Source organism: Dorea sp. 210702-DFI.3.125 (genome assembly GCF_020560945.1).
GTDB classification, from domain to species: Bacteria; Bacillota; Clostridia; order Lachnospirales; family Lachnospiraceae; genus Dorea; species Dorea formicigenerans.
The window spans coordinates 23,451-50,175 of the sequence record NZ_JAJCNF010000021.1 but is presented as its reverse complement, the minus strand read 5'-3'; the positions used below and the strand labels follow the sequence as shown (position 1 = coordinate 50,175).

Below are 26,725 nucleotides of genomic sequence, written 5' to 3'. Positions count from 1 at the left end.
ATTATCTGCAAGACCTTTACTATGCAACCGAGGGCAGTTCCTTTGAGGAAGTGGAAGAGGATATTGTGGCTTTCATTTATAAAAATGTCGTGACAAACAGTGTGGCATATATGATGATGTCAAGGCTCGGCGTTGATACGGACGGTTATTTTGAACTTGATGATTTCAGAGATGTTACCAACTTCAATACGCAGGAAACACTCAATGCACTTGGATTTGCTACCAGTGATATTGCAGAAATGGGATTGACGGAAATATCTAAAACAATTACTGCACTCAACCGTCAAAATCGCATAATTGTCGGTCAGGACAGAAATGAATACAATAAGGTTGAAAATAACGACGAAAGGAGTTTGGACAATGAACGAACTGACCTACACGATGGTGGGCGATTACAGCCTTCCGAACCTGAAACTTCCACAGCAGCCGGAAGTGACGCTGGGCAGATACGCTCAGATGAGGAGAGAGTTTCTGAAGGAACATCACAGAGTCCTTTACTACAATCTCCTGACGAGGGGCGAACTGACACAGCACTTGGCGGAAGTGGAACAGAGAGCCAGCAAGATGGAGGAAACAATTCTGAGCCAGATGGCACAGAAAGAGGGAGTGACCGAACAGATGAAAGCGGAGGATATGATGAAATGGGTTCGTCTGATGAACTCCCTTCGCAATTCGGCACAGGAAATCGTGAAAGCGGAAGTGATATTCGCTTAGAGTATTACGACAGAACGCACGAGGATAAAAGCCTTCCGTTCTTTGGACGTGATGAAGTAATCAATGAAATTCTCAGAACGACACCACATTTGTCAGCAAGTCTGGAAGAAATCAAAGATTATTATGAACGTAATCCTGATAACAAAGACCGCACAGAGTATATAAAGAGTATTTTCAATAATGATTATACCGAACTTACTTTAGAGGACGGCAGGACAGTAGGGTACAAGACCTTTGAAAACGTTCTGCATTTGTGGGAGGGCAAATACGACAGCAGAACCGCACAGAGCTATTATGATTGGGCTGTTATTGCCCGACATTTTGAAGCTATGCGATTATTGGGAGAATTAAGTGACAGCATAAAACCATTACCGTCAATGGACGGTCAGATGACATTCATATTAGACGGTCGGGCAGAGGAAAAGAAAACCTCTGCCTTTACTTTTTCTCAGGAGATTATCGACGCTGTTCTTGCGAACGGAAGCGGATTTTCTGAGGGTAAAATGCGTATTTATGAGCAGTTTGAAAAAAGCCTTTCTGCAAAAGAAAATGCCGACTTCTTGAAAAATGAATACGGTTGGGGCGGTTCTTATCCCGTCATAATCGGGGCAGGCATTGATGAGAGCCACGATGGAAAAGGTATTACGATTACGAAAGGCATCGGTAAAGAAAATCCACATATCACACTTTCGTGGTCGCAGGTGGAGAAGCGTATCGGGGAACTTATCCGAACGGACAGATACTTAAATCCAAAGGAAAAAGAACACTATCCTCAGTGGCTTGAAAGCCAAGAGGAACGCAGAGCCAAAATCGAGGAAACGAAAAGAAATCGTGAGATACTCTCTAATGCACCACCGGAGCAGGAGGTTGAACCAACCGAAAAAGAACCTGAAGAAGCAGAACAGCCGCAAGATATGCAGTATGAATATCATCTTGGCGATAAGGTGTATATCGGTGCTTCTGAGTATGAAATCTTATCTGTTGATGATGAGAGAGTAATGCTCTATGACTATGATATGCCACTGCTCAATAAGGAATTTTCACGCACAGAGTTTGACAGAAAAGTGCGTGAGAACCCGATGAATGAGCATTTGATTGTGAAGGAAGAACCTGCCGAAGAAAGAAATGAAAAAGAGCCTGAGCCGGTAGTTCCTGCTTGGGAGCAGAAGAAAAAGGTCAAGGGCTTTGACCTGCACCCTGATGTGCCTATGGCAGACCGTCATACCTTTAATCTCAGAGAAAATGAGGTTGAAACGGTAGGTAAAAAGGAACGCTTCCGCAGAAATATTATGGCGATACAGCTTCTTAAAAAGTGTCAGGAAGAAAACAGATTTGCCACTCCTGAAGAACAAATTATCTTATCAAAGTATGTCGGTTGGGGTGGACTTTCAGAAGCTTTTGATGAAAATAATTCAGCGTGGGCAACGGAGTATCTGGAACTTTCTTCGGTATTAACACCGGAAGAATATGCTTCGGCAAGAGAAAGCACATTGACTGCGTTCTACACGCCGCCCGAAGTTATCACAGCCATTTATAAGGCAATGGAGCAGATGGGTTTTAAGGAAGGCAACTTGTTAGAGCCGTCCTGCGGTATCGGTAATTTCATCGGTATGCTGCCGGACACAATGCAGGACAGTAAGATTTACGGTGTGGAACTTGATACGATTTCCGCAGGGATTGCACAGCAGCTTTATCAGAAAACAACCATTGCGGCACAAGGATTTGAAGAAACCAATCTGCCGGACAGCTTCTTTGATGGAGTGGTTGGAAATGTACCTTTTGGAGATTTTAAGGTATCGGATAAAAGGTATGACAAGCATAAGTTCCTGATACACGATTACTTTTTTGCCAAGTCCCTTGATAAGTTAAGACCCGGCGGTGTGATGGCTCTTGTAACGAGCAAAGGCACAATGGATAAGGAAACTTTAGCAGTACGAAAGTATATTGCACAGAGAGCAGAGCTTCTTGGAGCAATCCGATTGCCGAATAATACCTTTAAGGGTAATGCAGGAACGGAAGTCGTTTCGGATATTCTTATCCTGCAAAAGCGTGACAGACTGATAGATATTGAGCCGGATTGGGTTCATCTTGATACCGATGAGAACGGAATTAAGATGAACTCTTATTTTGTGCAGCACCCCGAAATGATACTTGGAGAAATGAAAATGGTATCGGGGCGTTTTGGTATGGAAGCAACTTGTGTGCCGTATGAAAATGCAGACCTTGCAGCACAGCTTGATGAAGCGGTAGCAAATATTCACGGAGAAATCACGGAATATGAAGCCGAGGAAGAACTGGAGGAGGAAGATAATTCTATTCCGGCAGACCCAACAGTGAGAAACTTTTCCTATACGGTGGTGGACGATAAAATCTACTATCGAGAAAATTCCCGTATGACTCCGGTGGAGGTGTCGGCAACCGCAGAGAACCGAATTAAGGGTATGATTGCCATTAGAAATTCCGTCAGAACGCTGATTGAATTGCAGACAGAAGATTACCCTGACAGCGAAATAAAAGCGGAGCAGGAGAGATTAAACAGACTTTATGATACCTTTTCAGGTAAGTACGGACTCATTAACAGCCGTGCAAATACCTCTGCTTTTTCGCAGGACAGTTCATTCTCTTTGCTTTCTGCATTGGAGATAATCGGAGAGGACGGAGAACTGGAACGTAAGGCTGATATGTTTTCTAAGAGGACAATTAAGCCGCATACTCCGGTTACTTCTGTTGATACGGCAAGCGAAGCGTTGGCGGTATCTCTTGGAGAAAAAGCCACGATTGATATGGACTATATGATGGAGCTTTCCGGTAAATCGGAGAATGAAATCTTTGAGGACTTAAAGGGTGTTATCTTCCTAAACCCGCTTTATGAGTATGGAAATTCTTACGAACCGAAGTATCTGATGGCTGATGAATACCTTTCGGGTAATGTCAGGGAGAAGCTGAGAATTGCAAAGAACTCGGCAGAACTCTATCCGGAAGATTATAAGGTCAATGTGGAAGCACTTCAAAAGGTGCAGCCGAAAGACCTGACTGCAAGTGAAATTTCCGTGCGACTTGGTGCAACTTGGCTGCCACCGGACGATGTGCAGGAGTTTATCTTTCATTTGCTTGAAACACCACGCTACGCACAGTGGAATATCAAAGTTCACTTCTCTCCATTTACGAGTGAGTGGAATATTGAGGGCAAATCCTATGACAAAGGAAATGTAAGGGCATATAACACTTACGGAACTTCCCGCATCAATGCCTATAAGATTATCGAGGAAACGCTGAACTTAAAAGATGTGCGTATCTTTGATTATATCGAAGATGATGAGGGAAAGAAAAAAGCTGTCCTGAATAAAAAGGAAACAGCGATTGCTCAGTCGAAGCAGGAAATGATTAAGCAGGAATTTCAGGACTGGATATGGTCTGACCCTGAACGAAGGGAAAGGCTTTGCAAATCCTACAATGAGAAATTCAATAGCGTCAGACCTCGTGAGTATGATGGAAGTCATATCATTTTCAATGGTATGAACCCTGAAATTGAACTCAGGGAACATCAGAAAAATGCGGTTGCTCATATCCTTTACGGAGGAAATACGCTTCTTGCACACGCAGTCGGAGCAGGAAAAACTTTTGAAATGGTGGCGGCAGCACAGGAGTCGAAAAGGCTTGGGCTTTGTAACAAGTCACTGTTTGTTGTACCAAATCACTTGACCGAACAATGGGCGGCTGAGTATTTGCAGCTCTATCCGGCGGCGAATATCCTTGTCGCAACAAAGAAAGATTTTGAAACCAAGAACCGTAAAAAGTTCTGCGGCAGGATTGCAACCGGAGATTATGACGCAGTTATCATCGGACATTCACAGTTTGAGAAAATCCCGATGTCCATTGAAAGACAGAGGGCAATCTTAGAACAGCAGCTTGAGGAGATAACCGGAGGAATTGCGGAACTTAAGCGAAACCGAGGGGAAAACTTCTCCATAAAGCAGCTTGAAAAGTCAAAGAAATCTATCAAGCAGAAACTTGATAAACTCAATGACCAGACGAAAAAAGATGATGTTGTAACCTTTGAGGAACTTGGTGTAGACAGGCTTTTTGTTGATGAAAGCCATTATTACAAGAACCTTTATCTTTATACAAAAATGCGTAATGTGGGCGGTATCGCACAGACGGAAGCACAGAAATCTTCCGACCTCTTTATGAAGTGCCGTTACCTTGACGAGATTACCGGAGGGCGAGGAACCGTGTTCGCAACGGGTACACCTATCTCAAACAGTATGGTGGAACTTTATACGATACAGCGATATTTGCAGTACAGCACGCTTGTGAAAAATGGGTTGCAGCACTTTGATGCCTGGGCTTCCACTTTCGGAGAAACCATTACGGCAGTGGAACTTACACCGGAAGGAACAGGATACAGAGCAAAGACAAGGTTCGCAAAATTCTATAACTTGCCTGAACTAATGGCGATGTTCAAGGAGATAGCGGACATTAAGACAGCGGATATGTTGAACCTGCCAGTACCGGAAGCAAAGTACCATAACATTGCAGTAAAGCCGTCAGAAATGCAGAAAGAAATGGTTGCTTCCCTTGCAGAGAGAGCCGAGCAGGTGCGTGGCGGCGGTGTGGATTCAAGCGTAGATAATATGCTGAAAATCACGAATGACGGAAGAAAACTGGCTCTTGACCAGCGTATGCTAAACGATATGCTGCCTGATTTTGAGGGCAGTAAAATCAATGCCTGCGTCGATAACATCTATCGGATATGGAAAGAAAATGCCGACAAGAAATCAGCACAGCTTGTGTTTTGTGACCTTTCCACGCCGAAGAATGATGGCACATTTTCCGTCTATAACGACATCAGGAAGAAGTTGATTGAGAGAGGTATTCCTGAAAGTGAAGTAAAATTTATACACGAAGCCGACACGGATATGAAGAAAAAGGAACTGTTCCAAAAGACCCGCAAGGGAGAAGTCAGGGTGCTTCTTGGCTCTACTCAGAAGATGGGAGCAGGAACGAATGTGCAGGATAAACTTATCGCACTTCACGATGTGGATTGTCCGTGGCGACCTTCAGATTTGGAGCAGCGTTCCGGTAGAATTGTCCGTCAGGGCAATGAAAATCCGCAGGTAGATATTTACCGCTATGTAACAGAGCAGACCTTTGATGCATACCTCTATCAGCTCGTGGAAGGTAAGCAGAAGTTCGCAAGTCAGATTATGACGAGCAAATCTCCGGTCAGGTCAGCAGAGGATATTGATGAAACTGCACTGTCCTATGCGGAGATAAAAATGCTTGCAACAGGCAATCCGTATATCAAAGAAAAGATGGACTTAGACATTCAGGTGCAGAAGCTGAAGATGTTAAAATCCAATTTCTTATCGGAGAAATACGGACTGGAGGATAAGGTCATCAAGTTCTATCCACAACAGATTGCTTACTTAAAATCCCGTGTAGAGGGACTTACAAAAGATGTTGAAACAGCAAAATCACACCCGAAACCGACAGACGAGCAGCCGCTTGGAATGATGGTATTGGGTGTTTCTTATTCCGAAAAAGCCGAAGCAGGTCAGGCAATCATCAATGCCTGCAAGTCAATGAACAGTCCTGATGCGATACCACTTGGCGAGTACCGTGGCTTTCAAATGGAGCTGTATTTTGATACGGTGCAGCGTAATTATGTTGTGAAACTGAAAGGCGAAACGAGCAGAGATGTACCGCTTGGCGATGATGCTCATGGTAATATCGTGAGAATAGATAACGGCATAGAACGCTTTGAGGAAGCACTTGCTGATACGAAAAACAGCCTTGAAAATACGGAGAAGCAGTTTGAAACAGCGAAGCAGGAAATCGAAAAGCCGTTTGCAAAGGAGGAAGAATTGAGGGCAAAAACTGCCCGACTTGATGAGCTGAATATCCTGCTCAATATGGATAAAAAGGAAAATGAGATTGTCGGCGGAGAGCCTGATGAGGGCGAGCCAGTCGGCGGCAGAAAGGAGAAATCGTATGAGAGATAAACAGGAAGGCGGTGGTCGATATGCCATTTATCGCACCTGAGTTAATCATTCAGGCGAAGCAGATGGACTTATTAACCTACCTGAAAAATTATGAACCGTATGAGCTGGTTAAGTTTTCAGGTAACACCTATTGCACCAGAACCCACGACAGTTTGAAGATTTCAAACGGGAAATGGATATGGTGGTCGAGAGGTATCGGTGGCAGGAGTGCTTTGGATTATCTGATTAAGGTCAAAGGTTACAGCTTCCTTGAAGCGGTGGAAACCATTATCGGACACACAGCGATTCAGGCTCCGGACTATGAAAAACCACAGCCAAAAGAGGAAAATAAACCGCTTCTTCTCCCTGAAAAATGTGCTTCCAATATAGTGATTACAGAGTATCTTTTCGGGAGAGGAATAGATTTTGAAATCATCAATTACTGTATCTCTAATGACCTTATCTTTGAGAGCCTGCCGTATCACAATGTTGTGTTTGTAGGCTATGACGAGAAGAAAGAACCCAAATATGCAGCCTACCGTTCCACGAATAAGCGTAGGATTATGGGCGATTGCAGTGGCAGTAAAAAAGATTATTCTTTTCGGCTTGGTAAGGAAAACTTGGAGGAAGTACACCTCTTTGAGTGTGCCATTGACTTGTTATCCTATGCCACGCTTGCAAAACTGAACGGGCAGGACTGGAAAGAAATGAGCTTTGTTTCGCTGTCCGGGGTGTATTCTCCGGCAAAGAAAATTGAGGACAGTAAAGTGCCGATTGCACTGGAAAAGTATCTTGGCAGTAACCCATCTGTCAGGAAAATCCGTATCCATTTTGACAATGATATAGCGGGCAGAAAGGCAGCACAGACCTTAAAAACTATTCTGCCGGATAAGTATGAAATCGTTGATGAGCCACCAAAAGCAGGTAAGGACTTCAACGATTTTCTTTGTATGCGGATGGGAATTTACAATAAAAAAATACACGAAAGGAATGAAGAACGATGAATGATTCTAAGATTAAAGTTCTCTTGGTAGAACCGGAAAAGTACCCGAAGGAAATTATAATCGACGACAGTCTGGAAGCAATGCAGGAGGTTGTCGGCGGGGATATTGAGGAATATATGCCCTATGACGATGACGTTGCAATCATCTGTAATGAGGAAGGAAAGATGAGAGGACTTCCGCTTAACCGTGCAGTTTATGTGCAGGACAATGATAAGAAAGAGATGGTAGATATTATCTGCGGCAAGTTCTTTATCTGTTATGCACCGCCTGAGAGTGAGAGCTTTCAGAGCTTGCCGGACGATATGATGAAGAAGTATAAGGAACAGTTCAAGTATCCTGAACGCTTTTCTAAGGAAGTGGGCGGCAATATCGTGGCTGAACCTTTTAAGCCGAAATCAAAGGATTATGAGAGATAGTAGCCTGAGAACGGGGCAACCCAGAGGAGATGTTTAATCTTAGCGAGCAGACCATTTGGATAAACATAGTTTCCCAAACGGTAAAAGGCTCGTTAGGGGTTGCCCCTAATACCCCGTGAGAAAGGAGAACTTGATTTGAGAGAGTTATTACTTATCGCCGCTGGGACACTGCTCGGCAGTTGTCTTGGCGTTACGATGATGTGCTTATTCCAGATTAACAAAGATTGCAGAGTAAAGAGAAAGGAAGATACCGATTATGAGAAAGAGAAACATTCAGAAGATTGTACGCTTTAACCGCAAGGAAGCACAGGATTTGGCAGCAAAGGCAAAGAAGGCTTGTCTTTCCGAAGCAGGACTTATCCGTTTGCTTATCAGAGGTTACGAGCCGAAAGAGAAACCCGATGACCGCTTCTATGATGTGATGAGGGAACTTTCCTCTATCGGTAATAACATCAATCAGCTTGCAGCTAAAGCTAATACGCTTGGTTTCATTGACGCACCTATGCTGAAGAATGAAGCTGCGAAGTGGAATAAGTTCCAGTCAGAGATTGAAAGGACATATCTTCGTCCAAATCAGAGCGAAATGAAATGGCAGTAACAAAGTTGTGGTCGGTAACAGAAAGGCTCGGTCAGGTCATTGACTATGCGACCAATCCCGAAAAGACTTCTGCCAAAATCAAAAGGGAGTTTTCACAGGAACAGTATCAGGCTCTTGCAGATGTCATTGCTTATGCAAAGGACGAAGAAAAAACAGAGCGAGAGTTCTATGTTGAGGGTATCAACTGTAATGTGGCGATTGCCCGTGACCAGTTCATAACGGTTAAGGAACAGTACCAAAAGACAGACGGTATCCAAGCCTATCACGGATATTTGAGCTTCAAGGAAACGGATATATCTCCTGAGATGGCACAGAAAATCGGAATGGAGTTTGCAAATGAAGTGTGGGGCAAAAGATTTCAGGTCGTTGTGACAACCCACCTGAACACAAAGCACCTGCACTGCCATTTTGTCATCAACTCTATTTCTTTTGTCGATGGCAAACATTTGTGGGGCGAGGAAAAAGCGTGGTTCAAATTCCGAAAGGTTGCAGACAGGATTTGTGAGAAGTACGGACTTTACTATGACCCGAATCCGAACCGCAGTAAGCAGTCGGAGTATCTGACGATGAAGGAAAAGGCAGGTATGCCGACACGCTACTCGGTTGCAAAAGAAGCCATTGACTATGCTATCGACCACAGCAAGACCCTGAAAGAATTTCAGTTTGCTCTCAAGGAAATGGGATATGCCTATAACCTGAGTCCAAGCCGAAAATACTGGACGGTCATTCCAAAGGGATACGATAAGCCGATACGACTGAAAAATCTCGGAGCAGATTATACCAATGACCGGATTGTAGAGCGTATCAAAGAAAATCGTAACAGATGGGCAGAGATTGAGCCGTTCCAGAGGGCGACTTATAAGCCAAGACAGTACCGTATGCAGACCAGAGGGCAGAAGCTGAAAAAGAAAGGCGGACTTTATGGGCTGTATCTGTATTACTGTTACAGACTCGGTTATCTGCCCAAGTATAAGAAACAGAATAACGCAAGGCTTCATTATCTCTTGAAAGATGATTTAATGAAGCTCGATAAGATTACTGATGAAGTAAGGCTGCTCGGACGAGAAAATATTTCCACGGACGAACAGCTTTTTTTATATAAAACTTCCTTAGAGGAGCAGATGGAAAATCTTGTTGCCGGAAGAACACATCTCCGAAAAAAGATAAGAACAAATATTGATGATGGTCAGCTTCAGGCGGCAAAAGATGAAATCGCTTCTATCAACGGAGAATTGAAAAAACTCCGACGGGAAGTAAAACTCTGCGAGGATATTGCGGAGAGGTCAAAGGTTATGGAAGAAAACCTTGAGCATATCGAAACAGAGGAAGAAAAACAGCAGAGAAAGGAGAAATCACGCTATGAACAACGGTGGTGACGCAGCAGAGCAGGTCGTTAGGCTTTCGCTTGAAGGATTTGAAGTTGCTGCAAGATTAAGCGGTTCGGCGGCGAAGAATATCGCATTGCTTTTGGTATCGGTTCTGAAGCAGGAACAAAAGACAAAGGGCAAAGCAAGGCTTACCAATATGATTAAGTCAGGCAAGGAGCTGAAAGTCTTTTCCATTCCGCAAAAGGATTTGAAGAAGTTTACCGAACAGGCAAAACGCTATGGCGTTCTTTATTGTGTCCTCAGAGATAAGAACACAAAGGGAGAGAATGCTCCGGTAGATATTATCGCAAGAGCAGAGGACGCTTCTAAAATTCAGCGTATCGTTGAAAGATTTGAACTTGGCAAAGTGGATAAGGCTTCGATTGTCAGTGAAGCAGAGAAAGCTATCGCAGACCGTGAAGCGGTTGAAAAAGAAAAGCCGACTAAATCCAAGAGTGAAATCATTATGGAAGAAGCGGTCAGAAATCCAATGCAGAAAGAGGAGCGAGCAAACGCAAACCCCTCAGTCGCCAAAACAGACAAAAGCCCTCTGTCAAGGCAAAACTCAGAGCCGGTAGAAACGCAATCTGATAAGGGTGTTGCAAAGCCAGTGGAAAAACCATCGGTCAAAGAGAAACTTGACCGTTACAAGGCACAGGCAAAACAGCAAAAAGAAGCAGAGCGTAAAGAACCGGAGATTAAGAAAGACGGCAAGAAGCCGCAGCAGAAAAACGGTCAGACGGTACACCGTCAGCCGAAGAAGAAACCCAAAGCAAAAGAGAGGTAATTCACTATGACAAATGATTTCAAACCCGCAAAGGCTGGCGGTAATCAGCCAAGATTATCCAAAGAGGAGTATGCGGAAAAGAAGCGAGCAGAAAAAGAAAAGGTCTATCAGATGATTGATGACGCTGCCCGTGAGATTGTGAGTGACCCTGAGAAGTTCAAGAGCTTTCTTGATACGCAGAGTCGAATGGACAGATATTCCGCAGCAAATGCTCTCCTTATTTACAGTCAGTATCCGCAGGCAACACAGCTTAAAGATTTTGATGATTGGGGTAAGGACAATGTGAAGATTACCAAAGGGGCAAAGAGTATTTCTATTCTTGAACCAGTGGAATATACAAGAGCAGATGGCTCTCCGGGTATTTCCTACAATGTCAAAAAGGTATTTGATGTTACGCAGACAAATGGAAGAAAAGCTCCGGCAGTATCAGCAAACCGTGACCCGAAAGCACTTATCACGACAATGCTTGATGTATCTCCGGTGGAGGTTGCGTCAACCGATGAACTTCCGTATCCGAATATGGCAGCTTTCTATAATAATGAAAAGCAGACCTTGTATGTGAAGCGTAATGTGGGCGACAGCGTAGCAGTTGCTCAGTGTGTCGCTCAGGAACTTGGACACGCACAGCTTTCCATTAACAGCGAAAGTTACAGCCGCAGGGATATGGGCTTTCAGGCAGTGTGTATCGGATATATGCTTTGCAAGAAGTATGGCGTAGATACACAGAATTTTGCAATTAACCGCATTCCGGAGGGACTGGCTTCCAAAGAGCCGAAAGAAATCCGTGCGGAGCTTTCCAAGACTCGAAATGCAATGGCAGAAATTCACAGTCATATCTCTGATGAAATGTTCCGCAAGAAGCAGGAGCGTTCAAAGGACTATGAGAGATAATGGAGGGCAGATATGGAAAAAGAAAAACTCTACCACATTGCTTTGGACGATTACGAACACGGTGTTGTCATTCGCTCCTTAAACGATGAGAAAACAAAGTTGATGGAGGAAGGCAAGTCCGCAGATGCAGTAGACGACCTGCTTGTAAAAGTCGGAAATGCCCCATTGAAAAAGTTCAAAGTAATTGAAAGGAAACGCTCAGATGAAGCGAGATAATGACAGGCAGACTGCCATTATTTTATCTATTGTCGGTATCGTTCCGGTCATATGGCTGGCACTTCTGATTGCACCTTCCATAAGCGGAGGACTGCCGGAGATAGCAGCCAATCTTGCGACACTCTTTGATAATCCATTTTCCATAAAATTATGTGGGGACAGCCTGAAAACTGTCCTCATTTTGCTTTTATGCTATGGAATGGGTATCGGGATTTATTTCTCGACAAGAAAGAATTACCGCAGACGAGAGGAACACGGTTCTGCTAAATGGGGCAATGTCAGAGCAATTGATAAAAAGTACCGACAAAAGCCGCTGTCAGAAAATAAGCTGATGACTCAGAATGTGTGCATTGGACTTAATGCCAAGAAGCACAGACGAAATCTGAATACGCTTGTGTGCGGTGGCTCCGGTGCAGGTAAGACAAGGTTTTACGCAAAGCCTAATATTATGAACGCTGCCAGAAACAGCTATGTGATATTAGACCCGAAAGGGGAAATCCTGCGAGATACGGGACATCTTCTTGAGAAGAAAGGTTACGAAGTGCGTGTGCTTGATTTGATTTCAATGGAGAAAAGCCATTGTTACAATCCGTTTGTATATTTGCAGAACGATAATGATGTGCAGAAGCTCGTAACAAATCTTTTCAAGAGTACCACTCCAAAAGGTTCACAGAGCAATGACCCGTTTTGGGATACGGCAGCGTCAATGCTTCTGCTTGCACTTGTATTTTATCTGCATTATGAAGCACCACCGGAAGAACAGAATTTTGCAATGGTAATGGAAATGCTCAGAGCCGGGGCGATTGAGGACGAGGACGACCCAAGTCCTTCTCCGCTTGATAATCTGTTTTCAGATTTGATGATAGATAATCCTGACCACATTGCTTTGAAGTATTACCACTCTTACCATTCTGGTTCTTCCAAAACATTAAAATCCATACAGATAACCCTTGCAGCAAGGCTTGAAAAGTTTAACTTGGAGAGTCTTGCTGCTCTTACTTCTGCCGATGAACTGGATTTGCAGTCACTCGGAGAGAAAAAGGTGGCACTGTTTGCACTGATACCGGATAACGACTCCAGTTTCAACTTTTTGGTATCCATTCTTTACACACAGCTCTTTCAAAAGTTGTTTTATGCAGCCGACCATATCCACGGCGGCTGTCTGCCTATGCCCGTTCATTTTATGATGGACGAATTTGCCAATGTTTCACTGCCGGACGACTTCGACAAGATACTGTCGGTTATGCGTTCCCGTGGGGTATCGGTAAGTATCATCTTGCAGAACTTGGCACAGCTTAAAGCCTTGTTTGAAAAACAGTGGGAGAGCATTGTGGGTAACTGCGATGAATTTCTTTACCTCGGTGGAAATGAGCAGTCAACCCATAAATATGTGTCGGAGCTGTTGGGCAAGGAAACCATTGATACCAACACGTTCGGAAAGAGTACCGGAAGAAGCGGTAATTATTCCACCAACTATCAGATTAGCGGCAGAGAGTTACTTACCCCTGATGAGGTGCGTATGCTCGATAATCAGTACGCTATTTTATTTATCCGTGGGGAAAGACCCATTATGGATTTCAAATATGACATTATGAAACACCCGAATGTGGCACTTACCACAGACGGAAAGGCAAGTCCTTATAAGCACGGAGAAGTCACAAAAGATATTGCTTCGATTGCTATTTGGGACATTGACCCTGCAACACTTCCTGAAAAGGAAATGGAAGAAACGAACTGGGAACTTCTTTCCGATGAGGAGATGGAAGCTCTGTTCATAAACAATCAAACAAATTAAATTTTGGAGGTATTCAACTATGACTATTTTTAAGAAAAAAGCAACTGACACTCAGGAAACAAAGAAACTGCCTATGACCGGAAAGATTAGGAAAGGCTTCCGTGCTTATTGCACAATGGTCATTGTCGGTGCGTTGGCACTTGGAATGACAACGACTGCATTTGCAGCGAATGACCCGCTTACCGTAGTCAACAATCTGTCTGACTTTATCTTCGGACTTATCCGTGCCATCGGTATGATTTTGCTTGGCTTTGGTATCGTGCAGGTCGGTCTTTCGCTCAAATCTCACGACCCTTCTCAGAGAGCCAATGGATTCCTGACTCTTGCGGGCGGTGTCATTATCACTTTTGCGAAAGAAATCCTTACTCTTATCACAGGCTAAGATAAGAGTTACACAGTTATCGAGGGGTGTGCCAAGTTAAGGTACACCCCTTAATTGTAAGGAGGTGCTTTGAATGAGTGATAACTGGGTAGTTCAAAATCTTGAAAATGCCCTTGAAACTTGGAATGAAAAACTGTCGGAAATATGGACACTCATCACAACTACACCGCAGAACTTTAAGGGCGGGAATATCTGGAAGGTTATCGTTGACATCAATGGTGCGGTTCAGGCTATCGGGCTTGCCTTACTTGTATTGTTTTTTGTGATAGGTATGGTAAAGACCTGCGGAAGTTTTACAGATGTGAAGAAACCGGAACACGCTTTAAAACTCTTTGTCCGTTTTGCATTGGCGAAAGGTGTTATCACATACGGAATGGAGCTTATGCTTGCACTATTTAATATCGTGCAAGGGACAATTTCAACCATTATGAATGCTGCCGGATTTGGAACTCCGGAACAGACGACCTTGCCCGCAGAGATGGTAACGACCATAGAGGACTGCGGATTTTTCGAGAGTATTCCCTTGTGGGCGGTAACGCTTATCGGAGGATTATTTATCACGGTGCTGTCGTTCATTCTGATAATGACGGTGTACGGAAGATTTTTCAAGTTGTATATGTACACAGCACTTGCACCGATACCGCTTTCCACATTTGCAGGAGAACCGACACAGAATGTCGGCAAGAGTTTTATCAAGAGCTATTGTGCAGTTCTGCTTGAGGGAGCAGTCATTGTACTTGCTTGTATTATTTTCTCCGTATTTGCTTCATCGCCACCAGTAGTGAATCCTGATGCAGCAGCAGTTACGCAGGTGTGGGCATATATCGGGGAATTGGTATTTAATATGCTTGTTCTTGTCGGTGCAGTAAAAATGTCTGACCGTATTATCCGAGAGATGATGGGACTTTAAGGAGAGATTTTGAGATGAACCAAAGAGATTGTAAGAAATGCGTTTACTATGGCGGTAAACGAAAAGGCAAAGTCTTTTGCCTGAATGATAAATGCGTGAGGGAGAAAGACCGAAACCGCAGGAAAGGAAACAGATATGGAAGTAAAAATTAACCGAGAAATCAGAAATTATACAGAGTCAATGTTTTTTGGGCTGTCGCTCAGACAGTTCATTTTTTCTGTTCTCGCTTGTGGCGTTGCGGTAGGACTGTATTTCTTGCTCAGACCGTATGTTGGCACGGAAACCGTATCGTGGGTGTGCATTTTGGGTGCTGCTCCGTTTGCGGCACTTGGCTTTGTGAAGTACAACGGTATGACCGCAGAGAAAGCAATCTATGCGTGGATAAAATCGGAGTTTTTAATGCCGAAGAAGCTGGTATTTCACTCCACCAATGTTTATTACGAACTGATGAAGCCAAGCATTGAACAGAAGCAGAAGGAGGTATTGAAGTCAAATGATTAAGACTCTTACAAATTTGTTTAAGCAGGATAAAGAAAAATTTGTTGTACCGAAAGGGGTGCAGGACGTGATTCCCGTGGCAGCTATCTTTGATGATGGCATTTTCAAAGTGGGAAAGGATAAATATTCAAAGACCTACCGCTTTACGGATATTAACTATGCAGTGGCGAGCCGTGAGGATAAGGAAGCGATGTTCCTTGAATATTCCGAACTTCTGAACTCTCTTGACAGTGGTGCAACGACAAAAATCACAATCAATAACCGTCGGCTCAACAGACTGGATTTTGAACAGACAATCCTTATTCCGACAACCGGAGATAATCTGGACGAGTATCGAGAGGAATATAACAAAATGCTTCTTGATAAGGCAACGGGTGCAAACTCCATTGTTCAGGATAAGTATATTACCATTTCCATCAATAAAAAGAGTGTAGAGGACGCAAGAACTTATTTTGCCCGTGTCGGTGCAGATTTGATTGCTCACTTCGGCAGACTTGGAAGTAAGTGCGTGGAACTGGAAACAGACGAGAGACTTCGTATTTTCCACGACTTTTATCGTGTGGGAGAGGAAAGCTCTTTCCACTTTGATATTAAGGAAACAAGAAAAAAGGGACACGATTTTAAGGATTATATCTGCCCTGACACAATGGAATTTGAAAAGGACTATTTCAAGATGGGAAACCGTTATGGAAGAGTCCTTTTTCTTCGTGAATATGCGTCCTATATCAAAGACAGTATGGTGGCGGAACTTACGGATATGAACAGAAATCTGATGATGTCCATTGATATTGTTCCCGTTCCGACTGATGAAGCAGTAAAGGAAGCAGAGAACCGTCTGCTTGGGGTGGAAACCAATATTACAAACTGGCAGCGTAGGCAGAATGCCAATAATAACTTCTCTGCAACTGTTCCGTATGATATGGAGCAGCAGAAGAAAGAAATGAAAGAGTTCCTCGATGACCTTACGACCCGTGACCAGAGAATGATGTTCGCTGTTATCACGATGGTTATTACAGCAGACAGTAAGGAACAGCTTGAGAATGATACGGAAGCATTGCTTACCACGGCAAGAAAACATCTTTGCCAGTTTGCAACACTGAGATTTCAGCAAGTAGATGGACTCAACACGGTAATGCCGTTTGGAACAAGAAAGATTGATGCGTTCAGAACACTTACAACAGAGAGCCTTTCGGTATTTATCCCATTCAGGGTGCAGGATATTTTCCACGAGAACGGTATCTATTACGGTCAGAATGTTATCAGCAAAAATATGATTATCGCAGACCGTAAGCAACTTTTGAATGGTAACTCCTTTATTCTCGGTGTATCTGGTGGCGGTAAGTCATTTGCGGCAAAGGGAGAAATCATCAATCAGGTGCTTTCTTCAGATGCGGATATTATCATCATCGACCCTGAACGAGAGTATTCACAGCTTGTCAATGCGATGGGCGGAGAAGTAATCAATATTTCTGCTACTTCCGACAATCACATCAATGCAATGGATATGAATAAGGATTACGGCGACGGTGCAAACCCTGTCATTTTGAAATCCGAGTTTATTATGTCCCTTTGTGAACAGCTTATCGGAGGAACAAATCTCGGAGCGAAGCAGAAGTCTATCATTGACCGTTGCACGGCAAGCGTGTATCGCAGTTATCAGCAGAATGACTATCAGGGACATATACCGACCTTGCAGGATTTCAGGGCAGAACTTTTGCAGCAGGACGAACCGGAAGCAAAGGAACTGGCACTTGCCATTGAACTTTTCACACACGGTTCTCTGAATACCTTTGCAAAGCAGACGAATGTGGATACCAATAATCGCCTTATCTGCTATGACATTCTTGATTTGGGTAAACAGCTTATGCCGATTGGTATGCTTGTTGTCCTTGACTCTATCCTGAACCGTATCACACAGAACCGTGCAAAGGGTAAGAACACCTTTATCTTCATTGATGAGATTTATCTTCTGTTCCAGCACGAATACTCTGCAAACTTCCTCTTTACCTTGTGGAAGCGTGTGAGAAAATACGGTGCATACGCAAGTGGAATCACTCAGAATGTCGATGACCTTTTGCAGAGCCACACAGCGAGAACAATGCTTGCAAACTCAGAGTTCATCATTATGCTGAATCAGGCTTCCACAGACAGGCTTGAGCTTGCAAAACTTCTGAATATTTCTGACCTCCAGATGTCCTATATCACGAATGTGGAAGCAGGACACGGACTTATCAAGGTGGGAAGTTCGCTTGTACCGTTTGCAAACAAATTCCCTAAGAACACGAAACTTTATAAACTGATGACAACCAAACCAGGCGAAGCATAAGGAGGGATTTACAATGTCTAAGATTCAATTTCGCAATGCTGCACACAGAGATTTTGTATTGGAAAATCTGGATAAGTGCAAAGTCAACGACTGCTATCACAGAGCATTTTTCTATGTGATGGGTATTTCAGAAGAAACAAGAATGAACATCGGAAAGATGTTTGATTTTAAGAGGGATTGCATCATACCGGAAGGTATGCACGGCGGTTGGCAGACAAGTGGCACAGTCAAGGTCTGCCACCTTGCCTTTAATCTCTGGAATGGATTTACGGAAGAAGGCAGGGAAAATCTCTATACACCGGAGGAACTGTTCTGTTGCGGATATGCTCCATATTTTATGGAGGGTATCAAGTTGAGGTATCCGGAGTATTGCAGAGATTTGACTCCACCTAAGAGAAATGATATGGAAAGGTAAGAGAAAATGAGCAGAAAAATCTATATTATTATTGCGATGGTGTTTACGGTAGTGTTGTCTGTAAGCACCTTCTTTATTATCCGTAATCACATTGACTCTGCCAAGCAGAATGAAGTCTATGATAACCTTGCGGAGATTGTGGAGGACGAGCCGCCAAAGGAAAATGAGGGCGTGACGTTTTCGGAAGATAAGGACTATCTTGCGGAATATCTTGAACTCTATCGGCAGAATGAGGATATGGTGGGTTGGATAAAGGTTGAGGATACCAATATCAACTATCCGGTCGTGCAGTCTGTAAATGAGCCGAACTTCTACCTGAAGCACAAGTTTGATAAGACCTATTCCGCTTATGGCTGTCCATATGTGCAGGAAAATTGTGATGTGCAGAAACCTTCAGACAACATCATTATATACGGACACCATATGAATGACGGCTCGATGTTTACGGGACTGATGAAGTACAGAAACAAGAGCTTTTGGGAAGGTCATAAGACGATTACCTTTGATACACTGACGGACAGACACCAGTATGAAGTGATTGCAGTCTTTAAGACAGTCGTTTATACAGACAGCTCCGATAGCTTTAAGTATTATGAGTTTACGGACGCAGAAAATGCGGCAGAGTTTGATGCGTATGTTGCTAAGTGCAAGGAACTTTCTTTGTATGATACCGGAGTATCGGCAGAATATGGCGACAAGCTGATTTCTCTTTCTACTTGTGAATATTCAAGAAACAATGGCAGGCTTGTTGTTGTCGCTAAGAGAGTGGATTAAACCCCACTCTCTATTATTTTTCGAGAAAGGAGGAAACCGATGGCTGATATAAAAACAAGAGATACAAGCAAAGGTACAATCAAGACCATAAATAAGGCAGCAGTTGCCACGGAGCGAATGAAGAAAGCCTATGTGATGACGAAAGATAAGGCAGAACATTCCACCAATGCTTCGGAAAATTCCGCAGAGGAATATGCTTCCGATAAAATCGAAGCGGCAACGGATAGGGCTGTTCACGAAACTGCATACCGTGCGGATAAAGTCGGCAGATGGGGTGTGCGTGAAACAAGGCAGAATTATCAGAAAGCCAAAACGGGAATTGAGAATTTCAAGACCAAGCGTGCAGAGAAACAGCTTCAGAAACAATCGGTCAATCCTGTCGGAAAACAGAGCATCCGAACTCTGGAGCGTACGGAGAAAACAATTAAACAGTCTGCAAGGTCGGCAGGAAATACGACAGTCAAGACCGTATCGAAAGGTGCAACCAATACTGTTCAGAGGTCGGTCAAGACCGCAGAACAAACGGCAAAGACTTCTATTAAGACCACCAAAGAAGCTGCCATTATAGCACAGAAAACAGCAAAAACAACAGCCAAAGCAACACAGAAAGCGGCTCAGACGGCAAAGAAAGCGGCGAAAGCCACAGCAGATACCGTTAAAGCCACAGCGAAAGCTACTGTTGCGACAGTCAAAGCGATTATTGCAGGGACAAAAGCACTTGTAGCAGCAATCGCCGCAGGCGGTTGGATAGCGGTTCTGATTATTATGATTGTCGTGCTGTTTGGTGCTGCCGTAGCAATGTTTGGAGGAGGAAGTGACAGTAATTCCTATACTCCGGTAAGTGCAGAGGTAGAAGCCTATGAACCCATCATACAGAAGTATGCCAAAGAGTACGGCATTCCTGAGTATGTAGAACTTATCAAGGCGGTTATGATGCAGGAAAGCGGCGGCAGAGGACTTGACCCTATGCAGGCAGCAGAGGGAAGTTTCAATACAAGGTATCCGCACGAACCTAATGGAATTAAAGACCCTGAATATTCTATCCAGTGTGGAGTTCAGGAATTGAAAGCGGCTCTTACTTCGGCAGAAGTGGAAAGTCCGATAGATATGGAGCATATCAAACTTGCCTTGCAAGGCTACAACTTCGGTAATGGGTATATTTCTTGGGCAAAAACGAATTACGGCGGTTATTCTTATGCCAATGCAGTGGAGTTTTCCACTCAGCAGGCACAAAGGCTTGGTTGGGACAGTTATGGAGATACCCAATATCCGGCTCACGTTCTGAGATACTATCCGTATGGGCGAGCCTTTACTGCCGGAGGTAATCAGGCGATTGTTGAGGTTGCCTTGACACAGTTAGGCAATCAGGGCGGACAACCTTACTGGAGCTGGTACGGCTTTAATAGTCGAGTGGAATGGTGTGCCTGCTTCGTATCTTGGTGTGCTGACCAATGCGGGTATATTGAAAGCGGACTTGTTCCGAAATTTGCAGGTTGCGTGGATGGTGCAAACTGGTTTAAGTCAAATGGAAAATGGCAAGACCGCACTTATGAACCAAAGGTAGGAGATATTATCTTCTTTGATTGGGAAGGTGACGGTACAACAGACCACGTTGGTATCGTAGAGAAGTGTGAGAATGGCACAGTTTATACCGTAGAGGGCAACTCAGGCGACGCCTGCAAGCAAAGACAGTACGCAGTCGGAAGCAGCAATATCTATGGATACGGTATTCCGGCATATTAAAAATTCCAGACGGTGTCTGGAAAATTGAAAAGATGGCTGCTCAGTTGAGTAGCCATCGGGTACATTATGAGAAATCAGTTGTTTCTCTGTTATTCAGGAAAATATGGTGTGTGTGATAAGTGAAGCTAAAAAGCATATCGGCATTTTCTTTACTGCCGTCTAAAAAGGAAATATCATCGGCAAGGATAAAAAGAATTGCTAACAGCTTCTTGATATATCCAGTGTAGCAGGCATAATCTACATAGATGTTGGCGATATATCCCTCGGCAAATTCTATCAGGTCAGCGTCAATTTCAAAGCTATTGGATAGTTCGTAAACGGTTTTGATAAATTTATCCTTGTCAGCAATTCGCTCTTTACTTGGAACACTTCTGCGGTTCTTCTGTATAAATTTTAAAAAATCATCAGCTTCCGTAAAGTCAGGAGTGATTGTGTTGCCAGTTCCCAAATCTGTTTTGTAATCCTCAAATTTCTCTTTTTCAAACCGATTACTGAATATTATCTTTTGTTCGTCCATTCCTTTTACCCCTAAGTTTATTCTATGGAGATTGTTTAACTTGGCTCTTGGGTTGTGATTTGTCTTTCGCCATTAACAATCGTGAATTACTACTTTTATAGTATAACATAAAAATAGTTGGGAATCATCACTAATAGTTGGTTTGACTTCCTTTGGGTGCGTGTGATTTGAAATCGACTTAACCTATACTATTAGTTATGGAAACACACTAAGGGAGGTGATGTGATGAAGCTCGATACAATCGGCAAGAATATAAGAAAGTTCCGACTTGCGAGGAAATTACGCCAAGAAGATTTGGCTGAGAAAACAGATTTGACAACAAATTATATTGGTATGGTTGAGCGTGGAGAGAAAATTCCGTCACTCGAAACTTTCATAAAGATAGTAAATGCTTTAGGTGTATCATCGGATATGGTTCTTACAGATGTTCTGGAAACGGGATATACAGTCAAGAACTCAATGCTGAATGAGAAGCTTGAAAAACTTGTTCCTGAAGATAGAAACAGAATTTATGAAGTCATAGATACACTTGTGAAGCAGTCAAAGCAAATACTTCCATAAAACACAGAAGTTCGTCCTAATCGACGAGCTTTCTTTTTTTATCATTAAACATAAAATAAATTTCTAATTATCTTTTCATAAGTTCTTATAACACCGATATATCCCTATTTTACAGGCTTTATCGGTGTTTTCTTTTTGGCAGATACTTCTTATAACCACTCATAAATCTGCATATCTTGTCTTTTTATCGTAGTAAATTTCGTAGTAAATTACTAGGCTATCAGACTTCGCATTTCCATGTTTGCTCCTGTCTGTGAAGCATGGGCGTACAGGTTCAGCGTTATCATTATGCTGGAATGTCCCATAATGTATTGCAGGTTCTTTGGGTTCATGTTTTTCTGTGCTAATCGTGTACAAAACGTATGTCTTAATATATGCGGGGTTATCTTCGGTAAGGGTTCATCATGGTACTTATTGTATTTCTTTACTATATTTCTCAATGTAGAAGTATAGTAACAAGCTGTCATAGGCATACCTTTCTGATTAAGAAACAGGAAATTGCGGTAACCGTCAATTACAATCCCTTTTCCAGTTTTTTTGCGTTTCAACACTCTTTGAAATGCTTTTCCTGCTTCTTCGCTCATAGGAACTTTTCGTATGCCACACTTTGTTTTTGGCGTTTCTATATAATATCCCTCTTGATTGCGTAATAACTGGTGGTTGATATTGAGTGTATGATTTTCAAAATCTAAGTCCTGTACAGTAAGTCCACACAATTCAGATATTCGTAAGCCTGTTTTTAACAGTATCAGCACATCATCATAATATTTCTGATACACCGTATCATACTGGAGAAAGGACAGCAGTTTTTCTTCCTGTTCCTCACTCAATGCCTGTCTGCTTTCGCTGTCATCATCAATAACCTCGCTTAACTGAAAATCAAAAGGGTTCTTCCTTACATAATCGTCCTCGATTGCCATATAGAAAGAAGCCTTTAAGGAACGCTTATAGTTACTAATGGTTTTGAAGCCGTAGCCCTTTTCTTTCATTCTGACCGCCCATTCTTTTGCGTCTGACGGTTTAATGCTGTCTATGCTTCGTGAACCCAGCTTGTCCTGTTTCAATGCGTCCATGAGATATTTTCGCCCTGCTAGTGTATTCTTCTTGACATTGATTCTCTGTGCCGTCTTTTTGGCATATAGTTCACACAATGTCATTTTCTTTCCTTTGGTGTCTATTCCGTCCTCTAAATCACGCTGTATCTCCCGTTCCTTTTCCCTAAGAGATAAATCATCACGCTTTCCTTTCGGTACTCTGTCCGTAGCCACCAGTTTCCATGAATACACAACCTTTGTTTCGCCTGCACGATTAACATATTTATACATATATCTGCCGTCTGCCCTTTGGCTCTCTCCAGTCCTTAAAATGCGACCTTTGTTATCCCGTCTTTTTTCTGACATCTTTCAAAACTCCTTTCAAAACTGAAAGAGCCTTGTTACGACATATAAGTATCATATCATGCACAAAGCTCTTTTGCATTAGATTTCTTCCAATTTATCAATCATATGTTCAAATTTCTTTTTCTTAATCAGCATACGGTTTCCGTTCATCACAACACACTCGTCTTTATATTCACTTGCAATACGGCGGAGTTTGTTCTCTCCGATACGGAAATAACTGGACGCTTCCTCAATCGTCATAAGGTAGCGTTCCCATAATGGTGTATTTAAATCATACATAAAACTGCACCTCCTTTCTTTTTTGATTTTTAAACAGTCTGACGGCTTTTATCATAGCCCACAGGAGTTCCACCTCTGCATAGTTCTTATGTAGCCGTACCCATTGCGTGCGACGCTCTGAACGCTCAAGCTGTGGCTGTACGGGAGTATCATTATCAGACAGGACAGGTCATGGCGATAAAAGAGGATAAATCTTTTACATGGACGCTGACAGTTTCCGCTCGCTTTAAAGGGAAAAGGTCATGGCGTATCAGCTCCAACGGCTCGCTGTCTGTCTAATGTATCAGACTGCTTTATTCAGTTGTCAAAGAACACGAAAGAAGAAAATCATCTCTCCTATATACCGCGTTGGAAAAGAGAGGAAATGTAACCAAAATTCAAACATTTTTTCTTTTTTCACTACTATCTGTATAGCAAACGTCCATTTGTTAAGCTGGTGATGAAAAAAGATTATTTTTCTTTTCACACCCTAACTACCCAAACCATACTGTTACTGCCAACAATAGAATGAAATATTTTCTTCACTCCATATCAGGACAGAATAGCGTTATTTGTATCACATTTCTTAAACTTTTTTCTTTCTACGCCATATAGGGAACGGAAACCTTAAATTGTTAAGTTGAGGATAAAATAATTTTCTCTTTCCGCATCAACACTCAACAGCTAATGCCTGTTTGAATACAAATCAAGAAATAAAGTGTGATTTCCTCTTTCTGCATAATACTGTCCGCTTAACTCGATTTTCCGACATTTTTTTCAAAACTTTTTTCGTCTTTCACTTCATATAGGGACAGCAAGCCAAAATTTAATGACCTATTTTCAAAAAAAGTTTAGATTTCCTCAACTTCACTCCATATAAGGAATAGAAACCTTGTTTTGTTGCAGATTTTTCAAAATAATTTCAATTTCTTTTTAATCTTCGTGTCTGTACACCGAGTAAAAATTTTATGACCCCATTTCAAAAATAGTTAGATTTCCTTTTCTCGCACCATATCTGTACGCAAGTAGCTGTTTTGTTGCAGATTTCTGTAAAAAATTTGTTTTTCTTCTTTTAATAAACATAGGGAATGAAAAAAGCTCTTTGTTGACTAAATCTGAAAATTTCCATTGCATTAAAAAATACCGTTATTCTTTCTTTTAAATAACGGTATCTCTATTTATAACTCATTAAAACAGATTAAACTAAATGGCTAAAAAACAAAAAGTAGGAGGAAGTATGTGTCACAACTTTGTTTTGGTTTATCTTTCAAACATATCATTCTATGTTTATTCCCGCACGACAAATATTCCGTTTTCTGATGTATCCCACATAAAGTTTTCCCTGTTTACAGTTTGTTCAGTCGCAATTTCAATTTTGGATAGTCCTATATCTGAGGGAACATCATCAGCTTTATAGACCATATAAAAATTCAAATAATATTCATTTTTAGAAGTTGATATATGATACATTCCGTCTAATTCAATTCGTTTATTTCCATTATTATTTTCACTAGATGATGCACAATCACCAGAATATTCTTGTATATCTCCATCAATAAATTCGAAGAAAGAAGAAATTTGTTTATTTATATCCTCTATGTCTTTTTTACTGTTTTGTGAAAACAATTTTTCAAATTCTTTTACATTGCCTTCATTGTATAAATCTATAATTTGTTTCATCATATTATCTGATATTTCTTGTTCCGATTTAAACCAATTAGACATATACTCATTTCTATTTGAGCCAACATTCGTACACCCACAGAAACTTAACATCAATATCATACAAAAAATAAATATTATTTGTTTCATATTATTTATACCTCATTTAATACTTAAATATTTTATATCTATATAACCTATATTTACATTGTAGCATTTAGCTTTAAACTTGTCTTTAACTTTCTCCATAAAATAAATTATTGCTTTTCTAAAACATCGTCATTCTCTTGTGGAATAGCGGTATCTATTCGTTCTTCTATGGTTGATTTTTCTAATTGTAATAAGTGTTTATGCTTGTCTTTAAGTTCTGCCTGTTCAATCATATCTTTTAGTATCGTTGTATGATTTTCTCTGTCTAATGCCTGTACCATTTTTATGGTTGGTGCAACCTGTCTTTGTAACCAATGCAACGCTTTTTGTAAAGTATAAGGTTCTGGCTTTGTAGTTAAGCGTATCGGTTCTCTGTTTTCCCCTACAAACCATGCCCAATCATCATTTGTTTTCCATTGATTTTTTGGCTTGTCGTCCTCTCTGTCAACAAAGCGGACATAATGATTGATGATAGAAAAAGCAGTGCGTTCAGCGTCCCGATAAGTCAGTAAATCTACAACCGCATAATAGGCTCGTTCATTCTTCATGCGTATTTCAAAGCGGTTCTTAATCTCCGTATCTTCAACTTCTATGCTATTCTTGACATACTGCTCATAATTTTTCTGATAAGCACACATATATAATTCACTGCTTGTTGAACCGAGATATAAGGTTTCTCCTGTATTCTTTGGTAAATCGCTACCACATTTTTCCGTACCGCTGTAATCTTTCTGCATACGAAAGTAGGAGATACATTCGCCAGCCTTGTATTTTTCCTTTAACTTTGGAATATCCAATATTCCTGCTTTATCATTGATTGCCAAGTCAAGCCGTTTCATCTTACCACCTGCCGTTAAACAATCAAGCATGAAGTCATACCATGAGCGTTCCTGTGCCAATAGATAACTTTCCATTTGACGACAGCCTCTGCCTTTCAGTTCCAATAAAACACCTAAATGCTCTTGCATGGAACACATGACATTGATGTCGCCTAAAACATATTTGCTTTCATATCCGTATTTTCCATAATCTTCATAAAGCATATAATCGGGTTTTAGTTGTAATACATCACGGATAATCGCCAATGCGTCCGTAGTAGGAAAGCGAACACGGAAGTAATCAATCAACAGGAATAGTGGTTCTTGTGGATTGAAACGCTCAATCTGTTTTTCTATGACTCCTTTTAATTCGTCATTCAATGGCTGTTTCCCTTTTTCAATGCGGTTGTAATATTCACGGCTGATACCACAAGCAACAGCAAGCCTTGTTTGTGTTACTCCGTATTCCTCACGCTTTTGTCTTAATTCTTCAATAAAGTTTTTATCATTCATTCTTTAATTCCTCCAATCAAAAAAGG

At 42.0% G+C, this 26,725-nt stretch carries 24 protein-coding genes and 1 pseudogene; 19 read left to right on the top strand and 6 right to left on the bottom strand.

Annotated elements, in window-relative coordinates:
- The first annotated feature begins 315 nt into the window (after window positions 1–315).
- From LI164_RS16345 to LI164_RS10630, 18 genes are all read left to right on the top strand, one after another.
- Window positions 316–714, top strand: coding sequence for a TnpV protein (locus LI164_RS16345; protein WP_306666099.1), 399 nt, complete (start codon window positions 316–318; stop codon window positions 712–714).
- A complete protein-coding gene (locus tag LI164_RS10710) occupies window positions 642–6,719 on the top strand; it encodes an N-6 DNA methylase (protein WP_227081525.1) in 6,078 nt (2,025 codons plus the stop codon). Before LI164_RS16345 ends, LI164_RS10710 begins: the two co-directional genes overlap by 73 nt.
- 20 nt (window positions 6,720–6,739) lie before the next feature.
- Window positions 6,740–7,702 (top strand): DUF3991 and toprim domain-containing protein, encoded by a 963-nt coding sequence (locus LI164_RS10705; RefSeq protein WP_227081526.1) that lies wholly within the window; start codon window positions 6,740–6,742, stop codon window positions 7,700–7,702.
- Complete coding sequence (locus LI164_RS10700) at window positions 7,699–8,118, top strand: DUF3846 domain-containing protein (RefSeq protein WP_195371600.1); 420 nt, start codon at window positions 7,699–7,701, stop codon at window positions 8,116–8,118. Before LI164_RS10705 ends, LI164_RS10700 begins: the two co-directional genes overlap by 4 nt.
- 135 nt (window positions 8,119–8,253) lie before the next feature.
- Window positions 8,254–8,412: a DUF3789 domain-containing protein gene (locus LI164_RS10695; RefSeq protein WP_087203228.1), complete on the top strand. Its 159-nt coding sequence runs from the start codon at window positions 8,254–8,256 to the stop codon at window positions 8,410–8,412.
- Window positions 8,375–8,716 (top strand): plasmid mobilization relaxosome protein MobC, encoded by a 342-nt coding sequence (gene mobC / locus LI164_RS10690; RefSeq protein WP_002594670.1) that lies wholly within the window; start codon window positions 8,375–8,377, stop codon window positions 8,714–8,716. The genes LI164_RS10695 and mobC overlap by 38 nt, the downstream gene beginning before the upstream one ends.
- Window positions 8,707–10,092: a relaxase/mobilization nuclease domain-containing protein gene (locus tag LI164_RS10685; protein WP_227081527.1), complete on the top strand. Its 1,386-nt coding sequence runs from the start codon at window positions 8,707–8,709 to the stop codon at window positions 10,090–10,092. The genes mobC and LI164_RS10685 overlap by 10 nt, the downstream gene beginning before the upstream one ends.
- Window positions 10,076–10,870, top strand: a complete 795-nt coding sequence (locus LI164_RS10680) for a PcfB family protein (RefSeq protein ID WP_227070173.1) — start codon at window positions 10,076–10,078, stop codon at window positions 10,868–10,870. The genes LI164_RS10685 and LI164_RS10680 overlap by 17 nt, the downstream gene beginning before the upstream one ends.
- Before the next feature lie 6 nt (window positions 10,871–10,876).
- On the top strand, window positions 10,877–11,761 hold the full coding sequence (locus tag LI164_RS10675; RefSeq protein ID WP_008789326.1) for a hypothetical protein: 885 nt from the start codon (window positions 10,877–10,879) through the stop codon (window positions 11,759–11,761).
- 12 nt (window positions 11,762–11,773) lie between these two features.
- The gene (locus LI164_RS10670) at window positions 11,774–11,977 is read left to right on the top strand and encodes a hypothetical protein (protein WP_008789327.1); all 204 of its coding nucleotides are present in this window, start codon (window positions 11,774–11,776) and stop codon (window positions 11,975–11,977) included.
- A complete protein-coding gene (locus tag LI164_RS10665) occupies window positions 11,964–13,772 on the top strand; it encodes a VirD4-like conjugal transfer protein, CD1115 family (RefSeq protein ID WP_227081529.1) in 1,809 nt (602 codons plus the stop codon). The genes LI164_RS10670 and LI164_RS10665 overlap by 14 nt, the downstream gene beginning before the upstream one ends.
- A gap of 19 nt (window positions 13,773–13,791) precedes the next feature.
- A complete protein-coding gene (locus LI164_RS10660; protein ID WP_195956032.1) occupies window positions 13,792–14,154 on the top strand; it encodes a glutamyl-tRNA amidotransferase in 363 nt (120 codons plus the stop codon).
- A 73-nt stretch (window positions 14,155–14,227) separates the two neighbouring features.
- Window positions 14,228–15,064: a hypothetical protein gene (locus LI164_RS10655; RefSeq protein WP_002594677.1), complete on the top strand. Its 837-nt coding sequence runs from the start codon at window positions 14,228–14,230 to the stop codon at window positions 15,062–15,064.
- Between the two features lie 135 nt (window positions 15,065–15,199).
- Window positions 15,200–15,565, top strand: a complete 366-nt coding sequence (locus LI164_RS10650) for a PrgI family protein (RefSeq protein WP_023920514.1) — start codon at window positions 15,200–15,202, stop codon at window positions 15,563–15,565.
- The gene (locus LI164_RS10645) at window positions 15,558–17,888 is read left to right on the top strand and encodes a VirB4-like conjugal transfer ATPase, CD1110 family (protein ID WP_055062744.1); all 2,331 of its coding nucleotides are present in this window, start codon (window positions 15,558–15,560) and stop codon (window positions 17,886–17,888) included. The genes LI164_RS10650 and LI164_RS10645 overlap by 8 nt, the downstream gene beginning before the upstream one ends.
- A 13-nt stretch (window positions 17,889–17,901) precedes the next feature.
- Complete coding sequence (locus LI164_RS10640) at window positions 17,902–18,303, top strand: DUF6075 family protein (RefSeq protein WP_002594682.1); 402 nt, start codon at window positions 17,902–17,904, stop codon at window positions 18,301–18,303.
- Window positions 18,304–18,309: 6 nt separating this feature from the next.
- The gene (gene srtB / locus LI164_RS10635; protein ID WP_055291071.1) at window positions 18,310–19,077 is read left to right on the top strand and encodes a class B sortase; all 768 of its coding nucleotides are present in this window, start codon (window positions 18,310–18,312) and stop codon (window positions 19,075–19,077) included.
- Between the two features lie 39 nt (window positions 19,078–19,116).
- Window positions 19,117–20,820: a lysozyme family protein gene (locus LI164_RS10630; protein ID WP_147556571.1), complete on the top strand. Its 1,704-nt coding sequence runs from the start codon at window positions 19,117–19,119 to the stop codon at window positions 20,818–20,820.
- 64 nt (window positions 20,821–20,884) lie between these two features.
- Here the strand turns inward: LI164_RS10630 and LI164_RS10625 are convergent, their stop codons facing one another.
- Window positions 20,885–21,337 carry a hypothetical protein gene (locus LI164_RS10625; RefSeq protein WP_008118497.1) on the bottom strand — a complete coding sequence of 151 codons (453 nt, stop codon included), beginning with the start codon at window positions 21,335–21,337 and terminating at the stop codon, window positions 20,885–20,887.
- Between the two features lie 225 nt (window positions 21,338–21,562).
- On the opposite strand from LI164_RS10625, the gene LI164_RS10620 reads away from it, so the two are divergent.
- Complete coding sequence (locus tag LI164_RS10620; RefSeq protein WP_055215124.1) at window positions 21,563–21,898, top strand: helix-turn-helix domain-containing protein; 336 nt, start codon at window positions 21,563–21,565, stop codon at window positions 21,896–21,898.
- Window positions 21,899–22,110: 212 nt separating this feature from the next.
- On the opposite strand, the gene LI164_RS10615 is transcribed toward LI164_RS10620, so the two are convergent.
- From LI164_RS10615 to LI164_RS16505, 5 genes and pseudogenes are all read right to left on the bottom strand, one after another.
- On the bottom strand, window positions 22,111–23,298 hold the full coding sequence (locus tag LI164_RS10615; protein ID WP_117865373.1) for a site-specific integrase: 1,188 nt from the start codon (window positions 23,296–23,298) through the stop codon (window positions 22,111–22,113).
- 78 nt (window positions 23,299–23,376) lie between these two features.
- Window positions 23,377–23,577 carry an excisionase gene (locus LI164_RS10610; RefSeq protein WP_055065933.1) on the bottom strand — a complete coding sequence of 67 codons (201 nt, stop codon included), beginning with the start codon at window positions 23,575–23,577 and terminating at the stop codon, window positions 23,377–23,379.
- 1,266 nt (window positions 23,578–24,843) lie between these two features.
- Window positions 24,844–25,368: a DUF5104 domain-containing protein gene (locus tag LI164_RS10605; protein ID WP_055065934.1), complete on the bottom strand. Its 525-nt coding sequence runs from the start codon at window positions 25,366–25,368 to the stop codon at window positions 24,844–24,846.
- A gap of 107 nt (window positions 25,369–25,475) precedes the next feature.
- Window positions 25,476–26,312, bottom strand: coding sequence for a replication initiation factor domain-containing protein (locus LI164_RS15940; RefSeq protein WP_369123548.1), 837 nt, complete (start codon window positions 26,310–26,312; stop codon window positions 25,476–25,478).
- Window positions 26,295–26,627: pseudogene (locus LI164_RS16505) on the bottom strand (Cro/Cl family transcriptional regulator); the annotation flags it as partial. The gene LI164_RS15940 and the pseudogene LI164_RS16505, both read right to left, overlap by 18 nt.
- Window positions 26,628–26,725 lie beyond the last annotated feature (98 nt).